Consider the following 25,740-nt stretch of genomic DNA (forward strand, 5'->3'; position numbering starts at 1 on the left):
GACGGCTGCTCCGTCTTGGCCCCAAGCTCCGGACCTCCAAAGCAACGCTGAGTCACTTTCGGCCGATTCCACCCCGCCGGATGGGCCCGGAATGACCCCGCGTTGGACATGCCCTCCCCTGGATCCCGGGCCTGGACATAGTCCCAATATGCCCGGCCCCGGCCACGAAAAATGGACATGCCCTCCGGTAAGGTTCCCGCCGCGCACCTACGCCGCCACCGGACATGCCCTCCCCTGGAGCCCAGGCCTGGACATAGTCCCAATATGCCCGGCCCCGGCCACGAAAAATGGACATGCCCTCCGGGTAAGGGAGGGCATGTCCATTCGTCGTGGCAGCCAGTGGGCAGCCAGTGGCCCGTGGCCAGTAGCGGCCAGGTGGCCAGAAATCCCTAGTGGAAGAAGTGTCGCGCTCCGGTGAAGTACATCGTGATGCCGGCGGCGTCGGCCGCGGCGATGACCTCTTCATCGCGGACGGATCCGCCGGGCTGGACCACCGCGCGGACGCCGGCGTCGATCAGGATCTGCAGTCCGTCGGCGAACGGGAAGAACGCGTCCGACGCCGCCACGGCACCTCGGGCGCGCTCGTTCGGCACCCCGTCGTCCCCGACGGAAAGGGTGTTGGCCCGCTCCACGGCCAGCTTGCAGGAGTCGAGCCGGTTGACCTGGCCCATGCCGACGCCCACGGCGGCACCGTCAACGGCGAGCAGGATCGCGTTGGACTTGGCGGCGCGGCACGCGGTCCAGGCGAAGGCGAGATCAGCCAGCGTTGCAGCATCCGCGGCAACACCTGCGGCGAGCGTCCAGTTGGCGGGGTTGTCGCCGTCGGCGTCCACCTTGTCCGTGACCTGCACCAGGACGCCGCCGGAGACCTGGCGGATCTCGGAGGGGTAGCGGCCATAGCCCTCGGGGAGGGCGAGGAGGCGGATGTTCTTCTTCTTGGAGAGGATTTCCACGGCCTCGTCCTCGAAGCCCGGCGCGATGACGACCTCGGTGAAGATGTCCGCCACGGTCCTTGCCATGCCGGCGGTGACCGTGCGGTTGGCCGCGATCACGCCGCCGAACGCTGAGACGGGGTCGCAGGCGTGGGCCTTAACGTGGGCGTCGGCGATCGGGTCCGCCGCCGATGCGGAACCTACGGCCACCCCGCACGGGTTGGCGTGCTTGATGATCGCCACAGCCGGCTCGGCGAAGTCGAACGCTGCGCGGAGGGCGGCGTCGGCGTCGACGAAGTTGTTGTAGCTCATGGCCTTGCCGTGCAGCTGGTCGGCCTGGGCGATGCCGGCCGGGGCGGCTTTGTCCACATACAGCGCGGCCTGCTGGTGCGGGTTTTCGCCGTAGCGGAGCACCTCGGAGCGCTCCAGTGCCAGGCCGGCATAGGCGGGCCAGTCGATGACGCCGTCGCCGTCCTCGTCGAGGAACTGGCTCGCCGTCCACGTGGCCACGGCGTTGTCGTACGTGGCGGTGTGCGCGAAGGCCTTGGCGGCGAGCCGGCGTCGGGTCTTCAGGTCAAAGCCGCCCGCGGCGGCCGCTTCCACCACGGAACCGTAGGAGGCGGGGTCCACCACAATGGCGACGGCGGCGTGGTTCTTCGCGGCGGAGCGCACCATGGCGGGGCCGCCGATGTCGATCTGCTCGACGACGTCGTCCTGCGCGGCGCCGGACTTCACGGTCTCCACGAAGGGGTAGAGGTTCACGACGACGAGGTCGAACGGCTCGATCCCCATGTCGGCGAGCGTCTGCATATGGGCCGGGACGCGGCGGTCCGCGAGGATTCCGCCGTGGACGCGCGGGTGGAGGGTCTTGACGCGGCCGTCGAGCATTTCCGGGGAGCCGGTGACTTCCTCGACTTCCTGCACCGGGATGCCGGCGGCGGCGATCTTCTTGGCCGTGGAGCCGGTGGAGACAATCTTGACGCCAGCCGCGTGCAGGCCCTGCGCGAGCTCCTCCAGACCGGTCTTGTCGTAGACCGAAATCAGTGCCCGGCGGATGGGAACTCGGTCGATGGATACACGGTCAAGCTGCGTAAAGCTCACAAAAGTCTCCGTCTTATGTCGCGGCGCGGCCGCGGGTGGTGGGGATGGGGTCAGTTTATCGCGTCACGGCGCCGGCACTTCCCGCGCGCCGGAGTGTGAAGCTCGCCGCGGGGGCAGGCCCGGCGACGTAGAGTTTTCACAGGAGGCTGAAATGAATACTTACACCACTTTTCCCAGCGGCGAACAGGTGGTTCAGGAACTGCCATGGCGGTGGAAAGTCCAGGGCCGGATCTTCCTGATCGGCGGCCTGGGTTTCATGTTTGATGCCTGGGATGTGACGCTCAACGGCATCCTCATTCCGCTGCTGTCCAAGCACTGGTCCCTGGCCGCCGGCGACGCCGCCTGGATCGGCGCCTCGAACCTGATCGGCATGGCCTTGGGCGCCTTCATCTGGGGCACCATCGCGGACACCATCGGGCGCAAGAAGGCCTTCACCGCCACCTTGCTGATCTTCTCCCTCTTCACCGTGCTGGGTGCGTTCTCCCCCGATTTCCTCTGGTTCTGTCTGTTCCGCTTCATGGCAGGCTTCGGCCTGGGCGGCTGCATCCCGGTGGACTATGCGCTGGTGGGCGAATTCACTCCCCGCAAGCAGCGCGGCAAGGTCCTCACCGCGATGGACGGCTGGTGGCCGGTAGGGGCCGCGCTCTGCGGATTCGTGTCCGCCGGCCTCGTGGCGGCGTTCGCGGACTGGCGCCTGACCATGCTGGTGATGGTCCTGCCCGCGCTGCTGGTGTTCTGGATCCGGCGCAGCGTCCCGGAGTCTCCCCTGTTCCTGATCCGGAAGGGCCGCCGCGAAGAGGCCGCCAAGGTCATCGATGACCTGGTCGAGGCCACGGGCGCCGAACCGCGCGCCTACAGCCTGCCCGCTCCCCAGGACGCCCCGCGGCTCTCCGCCGGCAGCGCCTGGACCCAGCTGCGCCTGCTGTGGCAGTTCAACTGGAAGATCACGACGGCGGCGTGGTCCTTGTTCTTCAGCATCCTGCTCGTCTACTACCTGTCGCTGACGTGGATGCCCCGGATCCTGATCGGCGCCGGCTTCGAGGAGTACAAGGCGTTCCTCACGACGGCGTCGATGGCCGCCGTCGGACTCCTGGGCGTGGTGGTGGCCGCCCTGCTCGTGGAACGGGTGGGCCGGAAGTGGATCCTGGCCGTCACCGGCCCGCTGTCCGCGCTGACGCTCGTGATCGTGGCGATCGTGGTGGACATCCCGACGGCGGCCGTGTTCTGGCTGCTGGTGTTCGGCTTTGTGGTGCAGGTGGCCATCCCCGTGCTGTACGCCTACGTCTCCGAGTTGTATCCGACGGAGCTGCGCGGCTCGGGATTCGGCTGGGCCTCGACGTTCTCCCGGCTCGGCGCCGGGTTCGGGCCGTTGTTCTTCGCCGCCGTGTTGTGGCCGGAGCTGGGGCTGGCGACGTCGTTCGCCCTGGCCGGCGGCCTGGTGCTGCTGTCCGTGCTCTGGATGGCGTTCTTCTCCCCCGAGACCAAGCAGCGCCGGCTCGAGTAGGCGTCGGCCATCCCGGATGCGCTATCACTTGTGGTCGCTAGGAGCCCCTCAGAACAACCACAAGTGATAGGGCCTCCGGGGATGCCAAGGCTACTTGGGTGAAGGGGGTGCCGCTGCGAGGGACGCCAGCGTGGACACCAGCAGGCGGCGCTCCACCACCTTGATGCGTTCGTGCAGGGAGTCCTCGGTCTCGCCGTCCTCGATCGCCACGGCCTCCTGGGCGATGATGGGGCCGGTGTCGACTCCGGCGTCGGCCCAGTGCACCGTGCAGCCGGTGACCTTCACGCCGTAGGCCAGGGCGTCGCGGACCCCGTGGGCGCCGGGGAAGGACGGCAGCAGCGCCGGGTGGGTGTTGAGGTATTTGCCGTCGAAGGCGTCGATGAAGCCGGCGCTGACGATCCGCATGAAGCCGGAGGAAACCACAACGTCGGGCTCGTAGGCTGCGACGGCCTCGGTGAGCGCAGCGTTCCACGCCGCCCGGTCCGGGTAGGCCTTGAAGTCCACCACGAACGTCGGGATTCCGGCGGCGGCCGAGCGCTCCACCCCGTAGGTTCCCGGCCGGTCGGTACCCACGGCGGCGATCTCGACGTCGAGCCCGCCGTCCTTCACGGCGTCAATGACGGCCTGGAGGTTGGAGCCGGTGCCGGAGACGAGGACAACTATGCGCATTGTCCTAGCTTATGGGGCCGCTCGCGTAGGCTGGAAAACATGAATTCCCCCACGGACTCCGGCGGCGGTCAGCGGAGCCGACATCCACTCAGCGAGGCGGCCAAAGCTTCCCTGTTGAAGACCCAAAATCTGTTCCGGATGTTCATCGTGGCGGTCCTGGGCTCGTTCTTCGTCTTCCAACTGGACATCAATTACCTGTGGCTGACCCTGATTCTCACGGCGGCCGGGATCGTGCTAGGCATCATGGTGCTGGTCCGGGCAGCGAAGCTCAAGGAATCCAAGCTGGTGCTGATCGGTGCGATTTCCGGACTCGTGGTCGCGGCCGTGATGGCGGTGCTGATCCTCATCTCCGCGCTCTTCTTCAACCCGATCCGCGATTACCAGCAGTGCGTCCGCCACGCCCTCACCCAGCAGGCGGCCTCCGCGTGCCAAACACAGCTGCAAAAGTCGCTGCCCACCCAGCTGCGCTGACTCGAGTGTCCAGCTGCGCTGAGCCCCGGGCAAGACGCCGGGTTAGTTGCTGGCGACCGTTTCGAGGTCCGCTTCGCGCAGTTTCTGCTGGCGTTCCAGCCAGGGCCCGGCCGCGTAGCCGATGACGACGCCGATCCCCACTTCGGCGGCCACGAACAGGGCCATGCGGAGCGGGTCCGGACCGATGTCCGTCAGCCGCCCGATGCCGGCGGAACCGCGGGCCAGCCAGGCCAGTCCCGCCGCGAGCAGCCCGGCAACGCTGCCGATCATGGCGCCGAGTGCCAGCGTGGAGGCTGCGGCGGTGAACCAGCGGGCGCGGATCTTGATGGACAGCCACTCGTCGAAGTGGTTTTCGCCTTCGCGTAGGAACCACCAGCCGGCCAGGGCCCCGGCGAGCGCCGGCACCACCAGCGCCACAAAGCCGTAATCGAGCGGACCGGACGGCAGCGCCGCGAAGACCGGGATGGACGGCAGCGGCCCGACGGCCGTCCCGAGCGGCCCGGCCTGCGAGCCCATCCCCAGGGCGAAGCCCGAGCCTGAGGTCCAGGCGAGGGCGAACACCACGAGGTTGGGCAGGAAGCCAAGCTGCGCAATGGTGAGGACGGCACCGCCCATGGCCCCGGCGTCGAGCCCTTCATAAACAGCGATCACCAGGTTCCAGTGAATGAAGAGGTCGACGGCGAGCAGCACAGCGGTCATCGCCAGGCTCGCCATCAGCGCCACCGATCCTGCCTTGATGGCGGAACCCAGGTAGGAACCGGCCCACCGGGAGTGCTGGCTGGTGCGCGAAATCCAGGCCACGGCGTCGACGCCGATCAGCCGGCTCCACGACCCGGCCTCGCGGCGGGCGCCGACCACCATGCCGAGTGCGAACGGGATGAGCGGCAGGAGGGCGGCCTCCCACAGGCTGATGCCGACGTCGGACATGCGGCAGACAAAGCCCGTGGCCAGCCCGAAGCCGGCATACACCAGCCAGGAGCCGAGGAGTGCCTGCCACAGCTGATCGGTATAGGAGGCGCGGGCCAGCCGCCGGCCCGCGCGCCAGGCGAGCAGGAACGGGATGAGGGTCAGCCCCAGGGGAATGAGCGATAGCGTGCCGGCTACCGGCTGCGCCGCGGACCCGGCACCGCCGGTGGACAGCAGCAGGGGAACGCCGTGGATCAGCAGCCAGGCCTGGCCGGCCAGGCGTGCGAGCACGTCGGCGCCGCTGTTCCGGAATCCGGCCGTGGCCCACACCGCGAGGATCGGGGCGATCACCACCAGGGCGGAGATGACCGCGGCCTGGGCGGACTCGAGGGCTCCCTGCAGCCACAGGGGCATCGGGAGGCCACGGTCTCCGGTCTGATCAGCGCGCAGTTTCATCGTGTTCCATGGTGTCATGTGCAGGACATCCCGCCGGTTTCCGACAGGCTTAACGCCCCGATCCGCGGACTTAACGCCCTGATCCGCGGAAATCGCACCCTGATCCGCGGAATTCGGCCTCCCCTGCCGCCGGAGCTTTTTCCATAGCCCCGCCGTAAAATTGGAATGTCCGCAATCAGTGGTTGGAGGCAGAAAATGACTACCGCAGCTCCTCATGCGCATGGCGTTCACTTCGGACGGACAGATGTTCAGAACGTCGGCATGGGGGTAGGTATCGTCCTTATAGTCGTGGGCGTCTTGGGGTTTATCCCCGGCATCACCACGCAGTACAGCGAACTGAGGTTCTTCGGGCCCGACTCCAGGGCCATGTTCCTGAACCTGTTCCAGGTGTCCATGTTGCTGAATATCGTGCAGCTGGCCATCGGCGCAACGGGTTGGGCCATGTCCCGTGACGGCGGCATGGGCGCCAGGAACTACCTCATGGGCTTCGGCCTGCTGTACATCGTCCTCAGCGTGTATGGGCTCATCGTGGGCGTGGGGTCGGCGGCCAATTTCCTGTCGCTGAACTCCATGGACAGCTGGACCCTCCTCGTGGTGGGCATTGCAATGATTGGCGCCGGCTGGCTGCTTGCGCGGCATCTGGCCGAAGACGCAAAAACCCGGTAAGTGAACACCGGGACTTAGGGAGCCGCGAATGAGTAACGTTTCATAGCAATCTGAAAATTCGTACTACCTGCTGGTGCAGTGGCTTGCGGAAACGCGGCGGCTGCACCAGCTTTCCTTGTGTCCGGCGTGGAGGCGATCCGGGACTTGCCGCCAGCCTCACGGATACCCGGACGGTGTCCGGATTGAAGTTGATCAGGAGGGCCCGGTAGCGTAGATACATCTGTGAAAACCGTCGTGTGGAGGCATAACAGCGTGGGCAAGAAAACTGGGCGTTCCATCAGAGCGGGCAAGACGGACAATGGCGCTGTTTCTGTTAGCGCTCTGCGGGCAGCACGGGCCGTCGACGCGCTCACGCCGGCGTTTGTGCGCTGGTACGACGACGGCACGGAGGCTGCCGCCGTCGTCGCCCTTGCCTTCCTTGAAGTGGTGAAGGATGTCACTGCCCACTATTTTCGGGGCGCAGCGGCTCCGGTCGTAACCAGTTTTGATCCCGACCCCTTCGCTGCGGCCCTCGACGCCGTCCTCGACCAGGCCGATGACGAGGACGGCGAAGAGTTCGTCATCGGATCCGTCCATACATTCATAGATTTCCTCACTGAAACGGAAAACTGGACCGGTACAGAAGCGCAGCTGCACGAGATCCATGAAATTCTTCACGGCGGTGGCGGTGGCGTCCCGAGCATTCAGGTGCCGGTTCTGGACGAAAATGACGAGCTGGAGGCACTCGCCAAGTCTTCCCTTGTTCAGCGGGTCACAGCACTGCTTCACTGGCTTGGCACCGGCAAGCCAGTAACGGCCACAGGCCAGCTGCGACTCAAGGACATTGAGCCGGCAGCCGCGAGCATCGGCATCGCTGCCCGAGGAGCTGCTGGACGGAAGACGACCCAACTGCCGCTGTTTGCGGACGTGGGCGACGACGTGAGCGACGATACTGTACCGACTGTCAGGTCCATGCTGGATGTGCCGCTGTTGCCGGTGGTCTGGGCTGTCCTGGAGTCGGCGGACCTGATCGCCATTTCGTCCACCACGGCCAGGCCCGCCGTGGATGCTGAGGGTTTCCTGCACGGCGGCCCCGCCGAGCGGCTACTGGCCTACAGGCTTCTGGTCACTGAATTCTTCCGCCGCACCATGCTTGATGTTGATCCCAGGGATCCGTGGCAGGCCAGCATTGCAGCATTGCAGATGGCAGTTCTCATCGCCGCGACCACGCCCCAACCGCCGGAGGTTGCCCGCGTTTCCGCTGTAGGAGACCACGCGGCGGATGACGAACGAATGTTCTTTGAAGCTGCAAGCCAAATGTCAATGGACAAGTTCCGGGGGCTCGCTGAACTTGGGCTGATGGAGGTGGACACGCAAATTAGGGTTCCGCCGGCAATTGTCCGCTGTGTGGCGGACGCATTTAACGAGGAACTCCTGCTGGCGGGGTCTCCGGCCGAGGAGATGCCGGCACAAGGCGGGATGGCGGCGAAGGACACGGCTCCGGTGGTGACGATGCGGCGGCCGGTGGCGGGGCCCGTCCTTCAGCTGAAAATCATGTTGAAGGGGTCCAAACCGCCCATCTGGCGGCGCCTTCTGGTGCCATCCGTCATGCCGTTGAGCCAGCTGCACCACGTGCTGCAAACGTCATTCGGATGGCTCGACTACCACTTGCACCACTTTCAGGTGGGCGGGCATCGGGGCACCACGTACGGACCGGCCGACACGGAGGTCATCTTCGGTGATCCGCCAATCGATGAATCCACCGTCTCTATCGGGCAGCTGCTCACAACCGTTGGCAACACCGTGACGTACACCTATGACTTCGGTGACAACTGGGAGCACATGATCTCCCTGGAAAAGATCTTGCCAGAGGACGACGGCGGTGTTCAGGTGCGCTCTACCGGCGGCCGGGGTGCCGGGCCGGCTGAAGACAGCGGCGGCGTATGGGGCTGGGTCAACATTGTGGAGGCTGCCAACGATCCCAGCCATGAGAACCATGGGGAATACCGTGATTGGCTGGGACTGGCACCCGGGGAAACCCTGGATCTGAAGGAATTCGACCAGCACCAGCTCAACGAGGACCTGGCCGACCTCTTCTGAGCACATGCCTGCTCGCAGGGACCGCGGCAGGCGGAGTGCGCTAGAAACGCATCAGGGAGTAGGGAAGGCTGGGGAGATCGCCGGCCTTCCAAGGGCGGTCCGAGCGCTCCAGCGGGATCCGCCCATGGCCATCCCGCCACACCAGAACGACCGTGCCAGCGATCGCCAGCAGTGAAACTGCGGCGAGGACGAACAGCACGACGACGATGGACCCGGACATTTCTCGAACACCTCTTGCATTAATTTTACCGCCGTTCACGGCCCCCGGACCCGGCAACAGCCGGCTCCAGCCGACCCAAGACACCGCGCCAAGGACACTGCGACAATGGGCAGATGACAGCCATCATCCTGGGGTGGAACCCTGACCGCTGGAACGAGTGGGCCTACCCGGCTGTCGTGGAACAGGTAGCCGAAACCGGACGCCATCTCACCACCTGGAGCGTGGGCAGCCATGCGGACATCCCCTCCGGCGCGGACGCGTGGCTCCTGCTGCAGGGGCGCCAAGGCAGCGGGCTGATTGGCCACGGCGTCATCGTCTCGGAACGTCCGCAGCCGGGGGCCGACAGAGGGGCCGACACGTGGGCCGACAACGCGGCCCCTGGCCAGTCTTCGCTGTATGTCCGCGTGGAGTTCGATGCCCTGCTGCCCGCCGGCGACCACATCGCTCCCGGGATCCTCAAAGAGGCTGTGCCCGGAATCGCCTGGGACAAGGTCCACGGCTCCGGGCTGACCATCGATCCGCCCGACGAGCCGCGGCTCCGCGAGCTCTGGCGTGACGTCGGTCCGCTGCCTGTAGCGGACCCCACGCAGCCCGTGTCCGGCACTTTCCCGGAAGGGGCGGTCAGCCGGGTTGAGGTGAACCGCTACGAGCGAAGCCCGGACGCCCGTCGGGCGTGCATCGCCCATCACGGGACGAGCTGTGCCGCGTGCGGGTTCTCCTTCGAAATCGCCTTCGGCGAGATCGGCAAGAACTTCATCCAGGTCCACCACATTGTCCCGGTCTCGCAGCTCAGCAGCGGCTATGAGCTGGATCCCGTCACGGATCTGGTACCGCTCTGCGCCAACTGCCACGCCATGGCGCACCACGGCGTCAGGACACCCCGGACCGTCGCGGAGCTGCGGCGGATCATGGCCGCTGCCGGCTTCCTGTCCGGACATACGTTGAGCCCCGAGGAGCTGGCGGCGCAGCGGGACGCCAGGCGGATCCTGGAACAGCAGTAGCCCCGCCCCGGCGCCGCCCGGCACTTAGGGCGTGTCTCCTAATGCTGGGGGTGGCTTTTTGGCAAAATTGAGTGGTGAGTTCGCGTTATGCCTTGTTGTCCGATGCCCAGTGGGAGTTCATTGCCCCGTTGATGCCTGATTCGTCGGGGAAACCGGGGCGGCCGTTCAATGACCACCGGTTGATGACAGAGGGCATCATCTACCGCTACCGGGCAGGTATCCCGTGGCGGGATCTCCCTTCCCATTTCGGGTCGTGGAAGACCGTGTGGAAGCACCACCGCCGCAACAGCGCCAGCGGGACCTGGGACAGGGTGCTGGCTGCGCTGTTGACCCGTGCCGACGCACAAGGGCTGATCAACTGGGAGGTGTCGGTGGACTCCACGGTCAACCGTGCCCACCAGCACGGCACGAACCTTCCCCGCCACACAGGGGGACCTCTCGAATTACAGGAATCTGCTTGATGAGCCGGATGATCATGCCGTCGGACGCTCCCGCGGCGGCCTGACCACGAAGATCCATGCCCTGGTTGACGGCAACATGCGCCCCTTGGTCCTGCTCCTGGGGCCCGGGCAGGGCGGGGACTCGCCCATGTTTGAAAACCTCATGGATGCCCTGAAGGTCGAACGGGAAGGTCCCGGCCGGCCCCGCAGCCGCCCGGACCGGGCCATGGCTGACAAAGCCTACTCATCCAAAGCGATCAGGAGCTACCTGCGCGGGCGTGGCATTGAATGCGTCATCCCCGAAAAGGACGACCAGAAAGCCAACCGGAAACGCAGGGGCTCCTCCGGAGGACGGCCCGTCACCTACGACAAGGACGCGTACAAGCGGCGCAATGTCGTCGAACGCAGTTTCAACACCCTCAAGCAATGGCGCTCCCTGGCCACTCGCTACGACAAATTGGCCCTCACCTACCGCTCAGCGGCCGTTCTGCACGCCGTCGTCATCTGGAGCACACGATTAGGAGACACGCCCTAGCTGAACTCACGGCGTCGAACGCGACGGAACGTGCCGGATCGCGCCGGATCGCGCCGGATCGCGCTCAAGCGGACCACACCTGCCGGAACTTGCCGCTGGGATCGGGCCGGGGAAGCTCGTCCGAATGTTCCACGGCAACCGCGCCGGCCCCCTGGGCCGCGAAGAATTCGTCCAGTCGCTCCCCCACCGCTCTCCGCACCTCGGCCAAAACGGCACCCGGCCAAACCTCCAGCCGCACGGTCAACGATCCCGGCCCGGTACGGATCGCCTGGAACCGGCGCACTCCGACGGTCTCCTCGATCACCGTGCCCAGCGCCAGCGGCAGCACCGTCACCGCGTGCCCGTCCGGTGCCCGAAAGGACAGCACCTCCCCGGTACGGCCTTCGACTCTCACGGTGGGAAACGCGCTGCCGCAAGGGCAGCGATCCACCGCCAGCTCAACCCGGTCTCCGAGGTCGTAGCGGATGAACGGCTGGACCCGGTTGACAAGATTCGTGACAAGCACCGTGTGGGAGATGACGCCGGCCGGCACCGGACGGTACCTCTCGTCCACCGGCTCGAAGATGTACCAGTCCGCGTTGACATGGAACGCACCATTCCGGCACCGGCTGGTCAGGGCGGGAACCTCCGATGAAAGATAGCGGTCGGTGACGCGGCAGCCGAGCGCCGATTCGATCTCCGCACGTCCGTTGACTGACAAGTTCTCGCCGGAACTGAGTGCCAGGACCGGGCGGATCCTCAACCGTCCCGCCTTCTGCTCCGCGGCCAGCTGGAGCATCGCACTCGGGTATCCGTAGAGCACCGTTGGGTTGAACGCGTTGAGCTCCTCCACGAGTTCCGGAAGCGGCCTGAGCACGGAGAAGACCCGCAATCGCCGGGCGGCGAAGCGGCTGCGCCGCCGCGCGTTTTCCGTCATCACGACGCCGGCGAAGTGGCCGCCGCCCGCGATGAGGGCCGCCGCCCGCAGCCCGTGGCGGAGAAGAGCCCGGACCTCGGCCACCTTGATCAGGGTTCGACGCTCGCGGACGCGGACGACGGCGCTGACCACGGCCCACGAGTTCCGGTCGTGAACCAGGACGGCCGGCTCCCCGGTGCTCCCGGACGTGGTGACCACCAGGTATTGCCCGCGGTAGAGGCTTCCCAGCTGCGAGAGGTCGGAGAGGAAGTCTGATTTCAGCGTCGCCAGGGTGATGTGCGGGTCGGTCACCCATTCGTCGAAGTGCTCCATCAGGTCCCGCTTGCCGACTGGAGGAAGCTGACGCGGATCCGTGACGCTCTCCGGCACGTCCCGATACAGCCGGCGGTAATACGGTGACGCGGACCGCGCAAACTCTACGAGCCCGGCCAGCCGGGCCCGCTGCCGGCGGGCGATCGCGTCCGCGCCGGCGCGTTCAGCCAGCCAGGCGTCCCATGCGATTCCGACCAGTCCCGATCCGACATGCATCGCGAATCACCTCTCCGGGACCGCCGCGCGCCCCCTGCCCATGCCCACGTCCTGCCGCCACCCTTCCACGGCGGCAGGTGCCGCAACAGGGGCTTTGGTCCCCGGCTCGGCACCCCCGGGAGGACACCCAATCCTCCCGGCACCGCCGAATTGCTGGACTTCCCGGCAGGGAGCGCACCAGACTGTCTACAACGGCTGGCTGGGCGGCTCCACAATTCCCACCTCCAGTCCAGCCGCGGACCACCAGCAGCATCGTTGGGGCTTTGCGCAACGCCTTTTCCACCACCGTGAAAGGATCTGGTTATGCCGGACTTGTCAGCCTTCTTCCCGCTGATTGCCACACTGATCGGGGCGATCATCGTCGTCGCCGTCATCTGGCTGGCAACAAAATTGATGTGGAAGGTGGCAGAGCCGAACGAGGCCCTCATCATCTCCGGATTGACCCGCGGCACCCTGGACACCCGGGAGGGGATGGACTTCAAGATCGTCACGGGCAAGGGCGCCCTGGTGCTGCCCGGGCTCCAGACCGTGAGGACGCTGTCCCTCACCCTGAATGAAACCGAGCTCAAAGTGTCCTGCGTGACATCGCAGGGCATCCAAGTGATCGTCGAGGGCGTTGTCATCTACAAGATCGGCGACGCCCCGCCCTTCATCGCCAACGCCGCGCGCCGGTTCCTCGGCCAACAGCCCAAGATGCAGAGCCAGGTCTACAACGTTTTTGAAGGACACCTGCGCTCGATCATCGGTAGCATGACCGTTGAAGAAATCATCCGCGAACGGGACAAGCTGGGTTCCCAGGTCCGCAGCGCCAGCGGTGTCGAAATGGAAAAGCTCGGCCTGGTAGTCGATTCCCTGCAGATCAAGGATCTCCAGGATCCCACGGGCTACATCCAAAACATCGCCAAGCCGCACATTGCGCAGGTCAAGATGGAGGCCCGCATTGCCGAGGCCACCAGAAACCGCGAGGCGGCGGAAAGGGAAGCCGAGGCGGAGGCGTTGATTGCCGACGCACAGAGCGTCTCGGCGATCAGGCAGTCCGTGGCGCTGGCCAATGCCGAAAAGGCCAAGGCTAATGCGGCCCAGGCCGGCCCGCTAGCCGATGCCACGGCACGCCAGCAGGTGGTGGTCCAGGAAACCGAAGTGGCCAAGCTCGAGGCGGACCGCGAAGAGCAGAAACTCCAGACCACCGTCCGCAAGCCCGCCGACGCCAAGGCATACGCCAAGCGCACCGACGCGGAAGGCCAGAAATCCGCTGACATCAGTGCCGCCGAAGCATTGGCGAGGCGCACCGAACTCGAGGCCCAGGCGAACGCCCGGCGCACCGAGCTTCAGGCCCAGGCCAACGCCACCGCGGCAGCCGCAGCGGCCGGAGCCACCCGTGTTACCGGCGAGGCCGAGGCTGCCGCCACGAAGGCACGCGGTGACGCCGCCGCCTCCGCCATCAAGGCCAAGGCGCTGGCGGAGGCGGACGGCATCAAGGCGCGCGCCGAGGCGCTCGGGACCAACCAGGACGCCGTCATTTCCCAGCAGCTCGCCGAGAACATGCCGGCGATCATCGCGGCAGCAGCCGAGCCGTTTGCCCATGTCGGGCAGCTCACCGTCCTGAACGGCGGCGAAGGCATCAACCGCATGATCGGCGGCATTTTGGCACAGGTGGGCGACTACCTCCCGGCCCTCAGATCCGCGCTCAAGAACGGCAAGGAAGCTGCTAACCGGCCCCCGAAGGCCCCGGAAGCGTAGGGCCATCATGCATGGGGAAGCTGATGCACAAGGACGTTGACCGGAGCCTTACCGGCAGGATCGGCCGGGTGACCGGACGCATCGGGCCGGGCACCATCGGCGAAGTGATGCTTCCGTTCCGCGGCGGCACCAGCGCCTTCCATGCCCACCCCTTTGACAAGACCAGTGTTTTCGCAGTCGGCGAGCAGGTCCTCGTCATCTATTTCGAGCCGCCGCAGACGCTCTATGTGGACGAGCTTCCCGAGGTCCTCAGGCACGACGCCGAGGCCTTCGGCCCGCAGTAGGCCTCCATTTGCCGCATGTAGCCGCTAAGCGGGGGTGGCATAGCGGCCAATTCTGGCGAACTGCGCCCTCCTTCCAAGAAACCGCCCTCCCGACTCCAGCGCCCTCCTGTTAACCCACTCTTCCCCTCCCCGTCACGCCTGCTCCCCCGCACCGACAACCGCCGCCCGCACCGTTGAGGGGTGAGGATCGCAATCGTGGCCGAATCATTCCTGCCGCTCATGAACGGGGTAACGCACTCCATCCTTCGCGTGCTGGAGCATCTGCAGGAGCGCGGCGACGAGGTGCTGGTGATCGCGCCGTCCACGCAGGACGCTGATGTACCTGCGGAGGTCTACGGCGCGTACATCCACCGGCTGCCCTCGGTGCCGCTGGCCGGGTATGCGAATGTGCGGGTGGCGTTGGGCGGTGTGTATCGGGTCAAGCGCATCCTTGCCGATTACGCGCCCGACGTCGTCCACCTGGCGTCCCCGTTCGTGCTCGGCTGGCGGGCGGCGCAGGCCGCACACCAGCTGGGGATCCCCACCGTTGCCATCTACCAGACCGAGATCCCCAGCTACGCGGCGCGCTACGGCGTCCCGTTCCTGGAGAACTGGGCCTGGAACCGGGTGGAACAGATCCACCTGCTGGCCTCCCGGACTCTGGTCCCCTCCACTTTCGCGCTCAACCAGCTCCGCGGCCGCGGCATTCCGCGCGTGGACATGTGGCGGCGCGGCGTGGACACCCAGCGGTTCAGCCCGGAAAAGCGCGACGCCGGCTGGCGGGCCTCCGCGGCCCCGGACGGCGAGCGCATCATCGGCTACGTGGGCCGGCTGGCGGCCGAAAAGCAGGTGGAGGATCTGGCGGTGCTGGCGGATGTTCCCGGGACCCGGCTGGTGATCGTCGGCGACGGACCCCAGCGCGCGGCCCTTCAGACGGCCCTGCCGGCTGCGGTCTTCACGGGATTCCTCGGCGGCGAGGAGCTGGCCCGGGCGGTGGCGTCCTTCGATCTCTTCGTGCACCCGGGCGAGTTCGAGACGTTCTGCCAGACCATCCAGGAGGCTATGGCGTCCGGGGTTCCGGTGGTGGCCACGGGCCGCGGCGGGCCGCTGGACCTCGTGGAGAATTCGCGCACCGGCTGGCTGTACGAGCCGGGCGACCTCGCCGGGCTGCGGGCCCGCGTGATGGACCTGACGGGCGACGACGCCAAGCGCCGCGCGTTTGCGGAGGCCGCGCACGCTTCGGTCCAGGGCAGGACGTGGTCCGTCCTGGGCGACGAACTGATCCGGCACTACAAAGCTGTGGCCGGGCACCCGGCGGTTGGCCGGCCCGTGATCGAGCCTGTCGAGATCCGCTGACTCGTCTCGCCCGGTTGCCCTATCACTTTAGGCGGCTAAGCCGGGGCTTTGAGCACCGTAAGTGATAGGGCAACCAGGCGCCAGCTGCTGAAACCACACCGCGCCATCGTGTTGACACAGAAGGCACGCTCCTGACCTCTATGATTTCCTTCAGGGGAGGGCTCTTTATGGAATTTCGTTGGTCTCAAATTCGCATGGTGGTCGCTGCGTGACGGCTACCTCGCACCCGGCACCAAACCCCGGCGCCGTGCTGGAATCCAGCCCGGACCCCCTCCTGGTGGTTGCCGAGGACGGCACCATCAGCATGGTCAATGCCGCCGCGGAACGCATGTTCGGCTACTCCCGGGGCGAGCTCGTCGGCCAGGACCACCGCATGCTCCTGGCTGAGGGCTTCCGCAACGATCTCCAGCGGCTGTTCTTCAGCCTGCGCCGCGACGGCGACGCCGCCGCGACTCAACCGATCGAAGCCTACGGACTGCGGCGGGACGGCTCGGAATTCCAAGGCGAGATCGCCTGCTCCCCGCTCCCCGCCAACCCGAGCGCCCCCGCCAACCCAGGCTCCAAAACCGGCCTGAACATCGTGGTCGCCGTCCGGGATACCTCGCACCGGCAGGAAACCGACGACGGCCTTCGCGAGGCGATGTCCCTGCTGACCGCCACACTGGAATCCACGGCCGACGGCATCCTGGTGGTCAGCAGCGAGGGCCAGATCGCCGGAGTCAACAACCAGTTCGTCACCATGTGGGGCATCCCGCGGGACCTGCTGGCAACCCAGGACGATGAAGCTGTGATGGGCTTCGTGCTGGACCAGCTGGAGGATCCCGCCCAGTTCGTCGAGAAAGTCAGTGCCCTGTACGCCGATCCTGGGGCGGAGAGTCACGACGTCCTGGACTTCCGGGACGGCCGGACGTTTGAACGGTACTCCCGCCCGCAGAAAGTGGCCGATGAAGTGGTGGGGCGCGTCTGGAGCTTCCGCGACGTCACCCCGGCCAGGGTCGCACAGGACCAGATCACCAAGGCCATGGCGGATCTCGCCGAGCAGTCCGCCCAGCTCAAGGCCCTGGCGTTCCAGGATGCGCTGACCGGGCTATCCAACCGCCAGCTTTTCAACGACCAGCTGGCGAGCGCCCTGAGCGGGCCGTGCGGCACCGCCGTCGACGTCCTGCTCCTGGACCTTGACGACTTCAAGGAAGTCAACGACATCCTCGGCCACCACGCCGGCGACCAGATGCTGATCGAGGTGGGGCGGCGCCTGCGCACCTGCGTCCGCCCGGACGACGTCGTGGCCCGGCTGGGCGGGGACGAATTCGTTGTGCTGCTGGTCGGCTCGCTGGATCCCGAGGCCGTCGCCGCGAGGATCGTCGAGTCGTTGAAGGTGCCTGTGTGGATCGACGGCACCATGCTGCGGCCCAGCCTCAGCCTGGGGTTGGCCTCGATCAATGAAGGCGCCGTGGACGCCTCCGAACTGCTGCGGCGGGCCGACGTCGCGATGTACGCCGCGAAGGCTGCCGGCAAGAACAGGTATCTGAGGTTCCGGCCGGAGATGATGAAGGCCCTGGTGGAGCGCACGGATACGGAGGCCGGGCTGCGCCTCGCCGTGGACAACGGCCAGATCAACGTGCACTACCAGCCGATCGTCTCCGCCAGGCGGGGCGTCGTCATCAAGTTCGAGGCTCTGGCCCGCTGGGAGCGCGACGGCGAAATTGTCCCGCCGCAGCAGTTCATCCCGGCCGCGGAGCGGAGCGGGCTGATCGTCGATATCGGCACCGAAGTGCTGCTGCGGGGCTGCACGGAGCTCAGGCCCTGGCTGGTGGAGGACGCCGCGCGGTCCCTCGCCGTCAACGTTTCCGGGGTGCAGCTGAAGCACGGGGACTTCGCCGAGCTGGTGCTCGCCGTGACGGAGTCCTGTGGAGTGGACCCGCGGCAGCTGGTCGTGGAAGTCACCGAGAGTGTCTTCTTCGACGACGACGCCCACGTGATCCAGCAACTCATGAACCTGCGCAGCGCCGGCGTTCGGGTGGCCCTCGACGACTTCGGCACCGGTTACTCCTCGCTCTGCCGGCTCCAGGAGCTCCCCGTGGACACCCTGAAGATCGATCAGTCCTTCGTCTCCATGATCCACACGGGCGCGGAAAAACTGCCGATCCTGACGGCCATGATCGGCATGGCCCACGGGCTGGGGCTGACCGTCACCGCGGAGGGCGTGGAGACCGCGGCACAGGCCGCCTACCTGATGAACCTGGACTGCGATTCCCTGCAGGGATTCCTGTTTTCGGGCCCGGAGCCCCGGGCCGCGCTGGGGAAGGCACTCGGCCAGGCCGGCCGGGCGATCGCCGCGCTGCGGGGCGAACGGGTGTCCGGGAACCGGTGACCCGCAAAGTTCCGGTGCCGGGGTGCTGGATACCCGGCCGCGGAACCCTATGATTCAGTGAAACGCATTGCCCCGCGGCATCGCCTAGGGGACTGTCAACGTAGGTCTGTCAACATCCGTCGCTTTGGGGGCCGGTATCGTCGTAGGAACTGGGTTTGAAGAGACCCTGCTGGAGCAGGGTCCGATGCGTTTTTGCTGCTGACCGCGGACGGCACCATCGCATTCGTGAATTCGGCCGCCGAGCGGTTTTTCGGTTATCCGCGCGAACAGCTGCTGGGGGTCCAGCACGGCGTTTTGCTCTCGGAGGACGAGCACGGAGGCTTCCTCCGGGTCTTCGGCAGGCTGGGCCGGAAGAGCCAGGCCGGCAGCCGGCCCTTCGCCGCCGTCGGGCGCCACCGGGACGGCACTGAACTGGCCCTCGAGATCACGTGCTCGCTGGTGACGGCCGACGCCTTCACTGCCATGGCGGTGGCCGTCCGCGACGGTGGCCACCGGAAGGACACCGATTCCGGCCGGCGCCTGGCCGTCTCCCTCCTCGACGCCACCCTGGAAACCACTGGTGACGGGATTGTGGTGGTCTCCAGCGAGGGGCAGATCACCGGGATCAACGAGCAGTTTTTGAAACTGTGGGCATGCCGCCCGGACTAGTGGCTGCAGAGGACCCTACCGCCCTGGTCCGGTTCATCGCGAAGCAGCTGATCGACCCGGAGCTCTTCCTGGCGAAGGTCACGGCCCTCTACGCGGACCAGGTGCTGCAGAGCCATGACGTGCTGGAGTTCACAGACAGCCGCACCGTGGAGCTGTACTCGCGCCCGCAGAAGGTGGCGGGCACCATAGTGGGGCGGATCTGGAACTTCCGGGACATCACCTCCCGCCAGCGCGCCCTGGACCAGGCCCGCCGTGCCATGGAGGAACTGGCCGCGCAGGCGGACAAGCTCAAGGAGCTGGCCTTCCAGGACCCGCTCACTGGCCTGGCCAACCGGATGCTGTTCAATGAACGGGCCGCCGCGGCGCTGCTGACGCCGGAGCCGGTGCACGTGCTGCTGCTTGACCTGGATGATTTCAAGGAAGTCAACGACGTCCTGGGCCACCACGCCGGCGACGAGATGCTCATGGAGATCTCCCGCCGGCTGCAGGAGTGCGTTGGGCCCCACGGTACCGTGGCGCGGCTGGGCGGGGATGAGTTCGTGGTCCTGCTGGTGGGCTGCCGGGACGCCGACGCCGTGGCACAGCGGGTGGTGGGCACCCTGAACGCCCCCGTATCCATCGAGGGAACCCTCATGCGCCCGGGCCTGAGCCTGGGCGTGGCCTCGCGCGACGGCGGGATGATGACGTCCTCCGAGCTGCTGCGGCGGGCGGACCTGGCGATGTACGCGGCCAAGGAAGCCGGCAAGAACTGCTACGTGCACTTCCGGCCGGAGATGCTCGCCGCACTGCTGGAACGCACTCAGCTGACCGCCGGGTTGCGGCGGGCCGTCGAGCTGGGGCAGATCACGGTCCACTACCAGCCCGTCGTCTCCGCCGACAGGCTCGACGTCGTCCAGTTCGAGGCCCTGGCCCGCTGGGAGGGGGAGGGGCAGCTGATCGCCCCGGACGATTTCATCGAGATGGCGGAGCGCAGCGGCCTGATCCGGGAGATCGGCGCCGAGGTGCTGCGGCGCAGCTGCACCGAGCTGGCACCGTGGCTGGCGGAAGATCCGTTCCGGAGCCTGGCCGTGAATGTGTCCGGCGTGCAGTTGCAGCACCGGGACTTTGCCGAACGGGTCCTGGACGTTGCGGCGTGGAGCGGCGTGGACCCGCGCCAGCTGGTCCTGGAGGTGACCGAGAGCGTCTTTATCGACGCCCACTCCCACGTCATCACCCAGCTCGAGGCCCTGCGCCTGGCCGGGGTCCGGGTGGCACTGGACGACTTCGGCACGGGCTACTCGTCCCTGGGCCGGCTGCAGGACCTGCCGGTCGATGTGGTGAAGATCGACAAGTCGTTCGTGTCCATGCTGCGCACCGGCGCGGAAAAGCTCCCCATCCTGACCTCGATGATCCACATGGCCCGGAGCCTGGGACTGAAAGTCACTGCCGAGGGCATCGAGACACTCGCTCAGGCGCGGTACCTGATGGACCACGGCTGCGATGCCCTGCAGGGCTTCCTCTTCTCCCGCCCGGAACCCGGATCCGGGCGGTTGCTGGCCGTGCGCAACTCCGTTGCGGCCATCGCTGCGCTGGAGGGCGTGCCGCTGGCGGGGTAGCCGCTGGCTCGGGCTGGAATGCACACCAAGACTCTCGAGGCCGGTGACGCGCCGGCGCGACGGCGCTATGATGCGGATATCCCGACGCCCCTGTGATCCAGAAGTCTGGGAGCCGGAACCCTGCGAGCCAGAAGGTGGGAACGATGCGTCTTGACGAGGTCATCCGCCAGTTTCATGCAGCTACAAACCAGTTTGCCCAAGGAGACCCTGAACCCGCCAAGGCGATCTTCTCGCACCGCGGGGACGTGTCCCTTGCCAACCCTTGGGGCCCGCCGGTGGTGGGCTGGGAGCAAGTATCAGCGGCTCTCGATGCGGCTGCAGCACGGTTCAGAGACGGCCGCGTTACTTCCGATGATTCCCTCACCGGGCATGTCACGTCCGACCTCGCCTGCTTCCTGAATCTGGAACACTGGCAGGCCAGGATCAACGGCGGAGAAGAACTGTCGTCTTTGGACCTGCGGGTTACCAGCGTTTATCGCACTGAGGGCGATACCTGGGCTCTTGTGCATCGCCACGCGGACCCGATCACCGTGTCCCAGGGCCGGTAGCCGCAAACGACGGCGGCTCCGACACACTTTGTCGGGGCATGATGCGTATCACGCTCCAGCGGACCGCACAACATATGATTCAGGGAGCGCAGCCCAACTTATTCTCCGCGAGATGGCCTGCATTCCTTAACCGTCGCTTGGGGGGCAGGCAAGAAATCATGGACGCCGGGTTCGCACAATTACTGCTGGAGCACAGCCCGGACGCGCTGCTGCTGCTCGATCCGGACGGGTCCATTTCCTTCCTGAACACGGCCGTGGAACAGCTCTTCGGCTACTCCCGGGCCCAGCTCCTGGGCGCGGACCACAACCTGCTGCTCGCCGAGTCGTCGCGTGAGGATTTCCACGGTGTCCTGGCCGGCCTGGGGACCACCGCAAGCCGCTCCCGCGCGCCGTTCGCAGGATCCGGGCGGCGGGCGGACGGCACCGAACTCCCGGTCGAGATCACCTGCTCGCTGATACCTGCCAACGGGGGCAGCGCTGTTGCGCTCTCAGTCCGCGGTGTCAGTCACCGGGAGGCGCAGCAGCACGACGCCGGCACCCCAGCAAGCGATACCGCTAGCGCCAGCGGCGCCGCGCTCCGCCGTCGTGCTCCTCTTGCCGCGGCATCCGTTCCCGCTGCGTTCGCCGAGCACGATGACCAGCTCAAGGCCGGGGCCCTGCGGGATCCGCTGACCGGGCTGCCCAGCGGGCCCCTGTTCAACGATCGGCTGGCCGCGGCGCTGCGCAGGCCGGACACGGTGGATGTCTTGCTGCTGAACCTGGATGATGTCAAGAACCTCAACGACATGCTGGGACGCTCGGCGGCCGACGAGCTCCTGGTGGAGGTGGCGAGCCGGCTGCGCAACTGCGTCCGGCCGCATGACACCGTGGCGCGGCTCGGCGGCGACGAATTCGTGGTCCTGCTGACCGAATGCCTCAACGCGGACGCGGTGGCCAAGCGGATCGCCGAGTCCCTGTACGAGCCGCTGCGCGTCGGCGGCTCCATGGTGCGGCCCGGCGTGAGCATGGGCCTGGCTTCCAAGACGGCGCAGACGCTGGACGGGGCGGAGCTGCTGCGGCAGGCCGATGTGGCCATGGCCGCGGCGAAGACTGCGGGGAAGAACAAGTGGCTGCGGTTCCGGCCGGAGATGCTGAACATGGCGCCGCACAAGGCCGATGGCGAGACCGGGCTCCGGCGCGCCGTCGAGCTTGGCCAGATCTCGGTCCACTACCAGCCTGTCGTTTCGCCCGGCCTCGGCTCGGTGGTGCAGTTCGAGGCGTTCGCGCGCTGGGAACGGCACGGCCGGCTGATCCCGCCCAACCAGTTCCTGCCGGTGGCGGAGCAGAGCGGCCTCATCCGGGAAATCGGCGACGAAGTCCTGCGCCGCGCCTGCGCTGAGATCCGGCCGTGGCTGGCCGGCGACGCCGCGTACAGCGTCGCGGTGAACGTCTCGGGGCTGCAGTTCCAGCACCGGGACTTCGCCACGGATGTGCTGGGGATCGTGACGTCCACCGGGGTGGATCCGCGCCAGCTGACGCTGGAACTGACGGAAAGCGTATTCTTCGACGCCGCCTCGGACGTGCTGCTCCAGCTGGGCCAGCTGCGGGACGCCGGTGTCGGGATTGCCATGGACGACTTCGGCACCGGGTATTCCACGCTCGGCCGGCTCAAGGAGCTGCCGCTGGACAAGGTCAAGATCGACCGCTCCTTCGTGGCCATGATCAAGACCGGCCAGGAACAGCTGCCGTTCTTCGGCGCCATGATCAACGCCGCGCACGCCGTGGGCCTGAAGGTCACGGCGGAGGGCATCGAGACCCCGGCCCAGGCCAAGTACCTGATGGACCGGGGCTGCGATTCCCTGCAGGGCTACCTGTTCGCCAGGCCGGCCCCGGCCAGCGAACTGGCCGGAACCATGGAAAGTGCGCTCAACGCGATCGACAAGGTCGACGCCGCCCGGTGAGCCCGTCCGGTGGTTGAGCCTTACCGGTGATCGAGCTCAGCCTTACCGGTGATCGAGCTTGTCGAGATCCAGGGCCACCATCGCCTCGCTGCGCTGCCACAGCGCCCGGGCCAGTCCGGCGTCGTAGGCCTGCTTGTTGGCCTTGGAGAGGGTCCGCTTGGCGTAGTAGGCGCCCGAGATCCAGTCGTGCCCGGGCGTGGCGTTGGCGAGCCACACGAGGGTGTCCGCGCCCTGCTCCGGGGTCAGCATGAACCGCTTCAGGAAGGACGTGTAGACGAACCTGAACGGAGTGGTCGATTCGGCAGCGAAGTTGGTGGCCACGCCGCCAGGGTGGAAGGCCGCCGTCGAGATCCCGTCGCTGTTGTAGCGGTTGTGGAGCTCGGATGTGAAGAGGATGTTGGCGAGCTTGGCGTTGCCGTAGGCGCGGTTGGTGGAGTAGCTCTCCGCGGCGTCCAGGTCCTCGGTGTCCAGCTTGCCGAAACCGTTTGCAGCGCTGGAGGTATTGATGACGGTCGCCTTGCTGGCGGTGAGCACGTCCAGTAGCTCCGTGGTGAGCAGGAACGGGGCCAGGTGGTTGACCTGGAAGGTCTTCTCGTGGCCGTCCACGGTGAGTTCACGGGCGCCCATGATCCCGCCGGCGTTGTTGGCTAGGACGTCGATCCGCGGGTACCTTTCCTTCAGCTGCACGGCGAGCCGGCGCACCTGGGATAGATCCGCGAAGTCGCTGACGAAGAAGTCGGCGCCTATCTCCTTCGCGATGCATTCCGTCTTCTCGGTGGAGCGCCCGACGACGACCACCCGCTCCCCCTGTTTGCTGAGGGTCCGTGCGGCGGACGCGCCGATGCCGTCGCTGGCTCCGGTGATAACAATGGTCCGTGCGGTCATGAAGAGTCCTTCGAATGGAGGAAGGTGGCGCTCGTACAACGGCGCCCGGCCGGGATACGTTCCCGGGTCGGGCGCCGTGACTCCGGTATTGACCGGACTTTCTATAGTGACTATAGATTCAGTGGCGGCCGCAGACTCAGCGCCGTGCCAGCGTTGAGCAACCTAAAGCCGACGCCCAGCATCTCTTCGCTTGTGCGGAGCAGCGAGTAGTGGCTGTAGGAGCCCTGGGCAACAGTGCCCGGGACCACGGACGGAGCCACGACGAAGTTGGGTACCGGAGTGTCTTCGTCGAAGACCACGAATATCGCGGTTCGTCCCCCCTGGTAGCTTTGGCTGGCCAGGATGACGGGCAGCCATTGGGAAAGCCAGGCGTCGCCCGTGGCGACGCCGCAGTCGTGCATGTCATTGCAAACATTCGGCACGATTAACGAGAAATTCGGCAGAGTGTTGTTGGCTAGGTCCCTTGCAAGGTTTCCTGAACTCACACTGCCCATGGGCACGTTGTTGGTGGCGCAGGCGGTCCTGTCCCCCGGCCCTTGATAGTAAATTTCGGGGTTGTGCCGCTCCGCGTACAGGCCAGATGCGCTCAGTCGGCAATTCGATGGCATGTCTTCCAGATAGCTTTTCTGCGACTGGCCCGAGGCCCTCACCTGGCGGAAGATGTTGTCGGCCGTAATGGGCGGCAGGCCGCTCGGGTTCGAATCGGACGTGACGCCCTGTGTACTGCCCGAAGTCATGGCCAGATAGCTCGGTAGCGAAGGCAAGCCCAAGCCGGCGTCACTCCAGGTGGACACTGACGCGCACTGCCTCGCGGTTTGCGTCATGTACGGCGCACTGGCGTTCCCAATGACCTGCGAGTATGTCTTGTTCTCGAAGAGCATCCAGATGACGTGGTCGTACCTCGCCGGCGGGGCTGCCGCCTTGCCACAGGGGTTTGGCGGCGGGGGCGGCGGCGGAGGTGGCGGCGGGGGCGGAGGTGGGGGCGGCGTTGCGTTCGTGGTGACGATCAGTTGGGGCCGTTGGGTGGTGATCGAAGCTTCCCTCGAACTGTAGATGACACCATCGGAGGACGTGTTGCTGATGCGGAATGAATACGTGCCATCGCCCTTGATGACGCTGAATAGGTCAAAGTCCACAAAGGTGTTGTCCGCCACTGCGCCCCGTGATGCCACCACCGTCGTTTCGGCGACGGGCGCATTGTTGAAGGTCAACGTGGTTTCGCTCCAGGCGTTGTTCAATACCCTGCGGATCTGGCCACCCAGGTTGGATGGATCAGTCGCGAACAACCTAAGTTTTGCGCCCGTTACGGTGCTGCCGGCGGTGCCGGTGACCGTGAACTTGAGGAAGACCATCTCGACCGGGGAGTTATCGGCCTTCAGGCCTGTTACCTTGCCGTAGTTGGTGGTGGGAGTGTCGCGCTTCACCACGGCATCCGCCGAAGCCGGAAAGGTTAGGGTGGCGGCTTCCGCGGGTGCCCCGATGAGGGAAACTGCGGCCGTGAGAAAAAGCGTTGTTGCCACGGATATCCATCGGCGCCGCCACGACGTGTGGCCGAGCCGATATCTTTTGGTGTTGTTCTTCCCCGAGGCGACGCCAGATTTGAGGCTCATCGTAGGGCTCCTAGGTAGGTCCACGCACCCTACGCCCCGGTGGCCGGTAGGATTCCATACCCTAGCCTGCCAAAACGCACACCACAACGCTCAAACCCAAAGAGATATCCCTCCCTCAGGTTCTGAGCTTGGGTGTTAAATGGCTCAGGCCCCGACATTCCTTGTCGGGGCCTGAGCTCTAATTTATGTCCGGCGGTGACCTACTCTCCCACACCCTCCCGGGTGCAGTACCATCGGCGCTGTGGGTCTTAGCTTCCGGGTTCGGGATGGGACCGGGCGTTTCCCCCACGCTATGACCGCCGTAACCCTTTGTCCCGTCCCGCCGGGTGTGCCCGGGGGTGGGAAATCTGTGGTTACAAC

The 25,740-nt window shown here is 66.4% G+C and carries 21 protein-coding genes and 1 rRNA gene; 14 read left to right on the plus strand and 8 right to left on the minus strand.

Annotated elements, in window-relative coordinates:
• Window positions 1-389: 389 nt before the first annotated feature.
• Entirely contained in the window at window positions 390-2,033 is a 1,644-nt protein-coding gene (gene purH, locus ACQCSY_RS04075) for a bifunctional phosphoribosylaminoimidazolecarboxamide formyltransferase/IMP cyclohydrolase (protein ID WP_427133409.1), read from the minus strand.
• Between the two features lie 151 nt (window positions 2,034-2,184).
• On the opposite strand from purH, the gene ACQCSY_RS04080 reads away from it, so the two are divergent.
• A complete protein-coding gene (locus ACQCSY_RS04080) occupies window positions 2,185-3,537 on the plus strand; it encodes an MFS transporter (RefSeq protein WP_427133410.1) in 1,353 nt (450 codons plus the stop codon).
• A gap of 90 nt (window positions 3,538-3,627) precedes the next feature.
• Here the strand turns inward: ACQCSY_RS04080 and purN are convergent, their stop codons facing one another.
• Window positions 3,628-4,206: a phosphoribosylglycinamide formyltransferase gene (purN, locus tag ACQCSY_RS04085; protein WP_427133412.1), complete on the minus strand. Its 579-nt coding sequence runs from the start codon at window positions 4,204-4,206 to the stop codon at window positions 3,628-3,630.
• A gap of 39 nt (window positions 4,207-4,245) precedes the next feature.
• On the opposite strand from purN, the gene ACQCSY_RS04090 reads away from it, so the two are divergent.
• Complete coding sequence (locus ACQCSY_RS04090; protein WP_427133413.1) at window positions 4,246-4,677, plus strand: hypothetical protein; 432 nt, start codon at window positions 4,246-4,248, stop codon at window positions 4,675-4,677.
• Between the two features lie 42 nt (window positions 4,678-4,719).
• On the opposite strand, the gene ACQCSY_RS04095 is transcribed toward ACQCSY_RS04090, so the two are convergent.
• Window positions 4,720-6,039, minus strand: a complete 1,320-nt coding sequence (locus tag ACQCSY_RS04095; RefSeq protein WP_427133414.1) for a DUF6350 family protein — start codon at window positions 6,037-6,039, stop codon at window positions 4,720-4,722.
• Window positions 6,040-6,300: 261 nt separating this feature from the next.
• Here ACQCSY_RS04095 and ACQCSY_RS04100 point away from each other — a divergent pair, with 261 nt between their 5' ends.
• Window positions 6,301-6,705, plus strand: coding sequence for a DUF4383 domain-containing protein (locus tag ACQCSY_RS04100; RefSeq protein WP_427133416.1), 405 nt, complete (start codon window positions 6,301-6,303; stop codon window positions 6,703-6,705).
• A 222-nt stretch (window positions 6,706-6,927) separates the two neighbouring features.
• A complete protein-coding gene (locus ACQCSY_RS04105; RefSeq protein ID WP_427133418.1) occupies window positions 6,928-8,784 on the plus strand; it encodes a plasmid pRiA4b ORF-3 family protein in 1,857 nt (618 codons plus the stop codon).
• Between the two features lie 40 nt (window positions 8,785-8,824).
• Here the strand turns inward: ACQCSY_RS04105 and ACQCSY_RS04110 are convergent, their stop codons facing one another.
• Window positions 8,825-9,004, minus strand: coding sequence for a hypothetical protein (locus tag ACQCSY_RS04110; RefSeq protein ID WP_427133420.1), 180 nt, complete (start codon window positions 9,002-9,004; stop codon window positions 8,825-8,827).
• Window positions 9,005-9,117: 113 nt separating this feature from the next.
• Here ACQCSY_RS04110 and ACQCSY_RS04115 point away from each other — a divergent pair, with 113 nt between their 5' ends.
• On the plus strand, window positions 9,118-10,005 hold the full coding sequence (locus tag ACQCSY_RS04115; protein WP_427133421.1) for an HNH endonuclease: 888 nt from the start codon (window positions 9,118-9,120) through the stop codon (window positions 10,003-10,005).
• Window positions 10,006-10,136: 131 nt separating this feature from the next.
• Window positions 10,137-10,980, plus strand: a protein-coding gene (locus tag ACQCSY_RS04120) for an IS5 family transposase (RefSeq protein ID WP_427135584.1) whose coding sequence is annotated in 2 segments (ribosomal slippage) — window positions 10,137-10,442 and window positions 10,444-10,980 — 843 coding nt in all. Because the reading frame shifts where the segments join, the coding sequence is not laid out codon by codon here.
• A 64-nt stretch (window positions 10,981-11,044) separates the two neighbouring features.
• Here the strand turns inward: ACQCSY_RS04120 and ACQCSY_RS04125 are convergent.
• Complete coding sequence (locus ACQCSY_RS04125; protein ID WP_427133423.1) at window positions 11,045-12,424, minus strand: phenylacetate--CoA ligase family protein; 1,380 nt, start codon at window positions 12,422-12,424, stop codon at window positions 11,045-11,047.
• 303 nt (window positions 12,425-12,727) lie between these two features.
• On the opposite strand from ACQCSY_RS04125, the gene ACQCSY_RS04130 reads away from it, so the two are divergent.
• The 8 genes from ACQCSY_RS04130 to ACQCSY_RS04165 all read left to right on the plus strand — a co-directional run bounded on the left by ACQCSY_RS04130 (window position 12,728) and on the right by ACQCSY_RS04165 (window position 22,885).
• On the plus strand, window positions 12,728-14,164 hold the full coding sequence (locus ACQCSY_RS04130) for a flotillin family protein (protein ID WP_427133424.1): 1,437 nt from the start codon (window positions 12,728-12,730) through the stop codon (window positions 14,162-14,164).
• 23 nt (window positions 14,165-14,187) lie between these two features.
• Window positions 14,188-14,448, plus strand: a complete 261-nt coding sequence (locus ACQCSY_RS04135) for a hypothetical protein (RefSeq protein WP_427135672.1) — start codon at window positions 14,188-14,190, stop codon at window positions 14,446-14,448.
• A gap of 180 nt (window positions 14,449-14,628) precedes the next feature.
• Complete coding sequence (locus ACQCSY_RS04140; RefSeq protein ID WP_427133426.1) at window positions 14,629-15,783, plus strand: glycosyltransferase family 4 protein; 1,155 nt, start codon at window positions 14,629-14,631, stop codon at window positions 15,781-15,783.
• Between the two features lie 208 nt (window positions 15,784-15,991).
• The gene (locus ACQCSY_RS04145; RefSeq protein ID WP_427133428.1) at window positions 15,992-18,154 is read left to right on the plus strand and encodes a putative bifunctional diguanylate cyclase/phosphodiesterase; all 2,163 of its coding nucleotides are present in this window, start codon (window positions 15,992-15,994) and stop codon (window positions 18,152-18,154) included.
• Window positions 18,155-18,346: 192 nt separating this feature from the next.
• Complete coding sequence (locus tag ACQCSY_RS04150; RefSeq protein WP_427133430.1) at window positions 18,347-18,802, plus strand: PAS domain S-box protein; 456 nt, start codon at window positions 18,347-18,349, stop codon at window positions 18,800-18,802.
• Entirely contained in the window at window positions 18,787-20,397 is a 1,611-nt protein-coding gene (locus tag ACQCSY_RS04155; RefSeq protein WP_427133432.1) for a putative bifunctional diguanylate cyclase/phosphodiesterase, read from the plus strand. The genes ACQCSY_RS04150 and ACQCSY_RS04155 overlap by 16 nt, the downstream gene beginning before the upstream one ends.
• Window positions 20,398-20,540: 143 nt before the next feature.
• The gene (locus tag ACQCSY_RS04160; protein WP_427133434.1) at window positions 20,541-20,945 is read left to right on the plus strand and encodes a YybH family protein; all 405 of its coding nucleotides are present in this window, start codon (window positions 20,541-20,543) and stop codon (window positions 20,943-20,945) included.
• 158 nt (window positions 20,946-21,103) lie between these two features.
• On the plus strand, window positions 21,104-22,885 hold the full coding sequence (locus tag ACQCSY_RS04165) for a sensor domain-containing protein (protein WP_427133435.1): 1,782 nt from the start codon (window positions 21,104-21,106) through the stop codon (window positions 22,883-22,885).
• Between the two features lie 42 nt (window positions 22,886-22,927).
• Here ACQCSY_RS04165 and ACQCSY_RS04170 read toward each other — a convergent pair whose 3' ends face one another.
• From ACQCSY_RS04170 to rrf, 3 genes are all read right to left on the minus strand, one after another.
• On the minus strand, window positions 22,928-23,770 hold the full coding sequence (locus ACQCSY_RS04170; RefSeq protein WP_427133437.1) for an SDR family NAD(P)-dependent oxidoreductase: 843 nt from the start codon (window positions 23,768-23,770) through the stop codon (window positions 22,928-22,930).
• A 110-nt stretch (window positions 23,771-23,880) separates the two neighbouring features.
• On the minus strand, window positions 23,881-25,380 hold the full coding sequence (locus ACQCSY_RS04175; protein ID WP_427133439.1) for a DUF7594 domain-containing protein: 1,500 nt from the start codon (window positions 25,378-25,380) through the stop codon (window positions 23,881-23,883).
• 187 nt (window positions 25,381-25,567) lie between these two features.
• Window positions 25,568-25,684 (minus strand): 5S ribosomal RNA (rrf, locus tag ACQCSY_RS04180).
• Window positions 25,685-25,740 lie beyond the last annotated feature (56 nt).

The organism is Pseudarthrobacter sp. S9, from assembly GCF_050156545.1.
GTDB lineage: Bacteria > Actinomycetota > Actinomycetes > Actinomycetales > Micrococcaceae > Arthrobacter.

Coding starts and splice junctions, on each gene's coding strand:
- ACQCSY_RS04160 (WP_427133434.1), top strand. CDS start 20,541: ATGCGTCTTGACGAGGTCATCCGCCAGTTTCATGCAGCTACAAACCAG.
- ACQCSY_RS04165 (WP_427133435.1), top strand. CDS start 21,104: ATGGACGCCGGGTTCGCACAATTACTGCTGGAGCACAGCCCGGACGCG.
- ACQCSY_RS04170 (WP_427133437.1), bottom strand. CDS start 23,770: ATGACCGCACGGACCATTGTTATCACCGGAGCCAGCGACGGCATCGGC.
- ACQCSY_RS04125 (WP_427133423.1), bottom strand. CDS start 12,424: ATGCATGTCGGATCGGGACTGGTCGGAATCGCATGGGACGCCTGGCTG.
- ACQCSY_RS04090 (WP_427133413.1), top strand. CDS start 4,246: ATGAATTCCCCCACGGACTCCGGCGGCGGTCAGCGGAGCCGACATCCA.
- ACQCSY_RS04130 (WP_427133424.1), top strand. CDS start 12,728: ATGCCGGACTTGTCAGCCTTCTTCCCGCTGATTGCCACACTGATCGGG.
- ACQCSY_RS04155 (WP_427133432.1), top strand. CDS start 18,787: ATGCCGCCCGGACTAGTGGCTGCAGAGGACCCTACCGCCCTGGTCCGG.
- ACQCSY_RS04135 (WP_427135672.1), top strand. CDS start 14,188: ATGCACAAGGACGTTGACCGGAGCCTTACCGGCAGGATCGGCCGGGTG.
- ACQCSY_RS04175 (WP_427133439.1), bottom strand. CDS start 25,380: ATGAGCCTCAAATCTGGCGTCGCCTCGGGGAAGAACAACACCAAAAGA.
- ACQCSY_RS04080 (WP_427133410.1), top strand. CDS start 2,185: ATGAATACTTACACCACTTTTCCCAGCGGCGAACAGGTGGTTCAGGAA.
- purN (WP_427133412.1), bottom strand. CDS start 4,206: ATGCGCATAGTTGTCCTCGTCTCCGGCACCGGCTCCAACCTCCAGGCC.
- ACQCSY_RS04095 (WP_427133414.1), bottom strand. CDS start 6,039: ATGAAACTGCGCGCTGATCAGACCGGAGACCGTGGCCTCCCGATGCCC.
- ACQCSY_RS04115 (WP_427133421.1), top strand. CDS start 9,118: ATGACAGCCATCATCCTGGGGTGGAACCCTGACCGCTGGAACGAGTGG.
- ACQCSY_RS04100 (WP_427133416.1), top strand. CDS start 6,301: ATGGGGGTAGGTATCGTCCTTATAGTCGTGGGCGTCTTGGGGTTTATC.
- ACQCSY_RS04110 (WP_427133420.1), bottom strand. CDS start 9,004: ATGTCCGGGTCCATCGTCGTCGTGCTGTTCGTCCTCGCCGCAGTTTCA.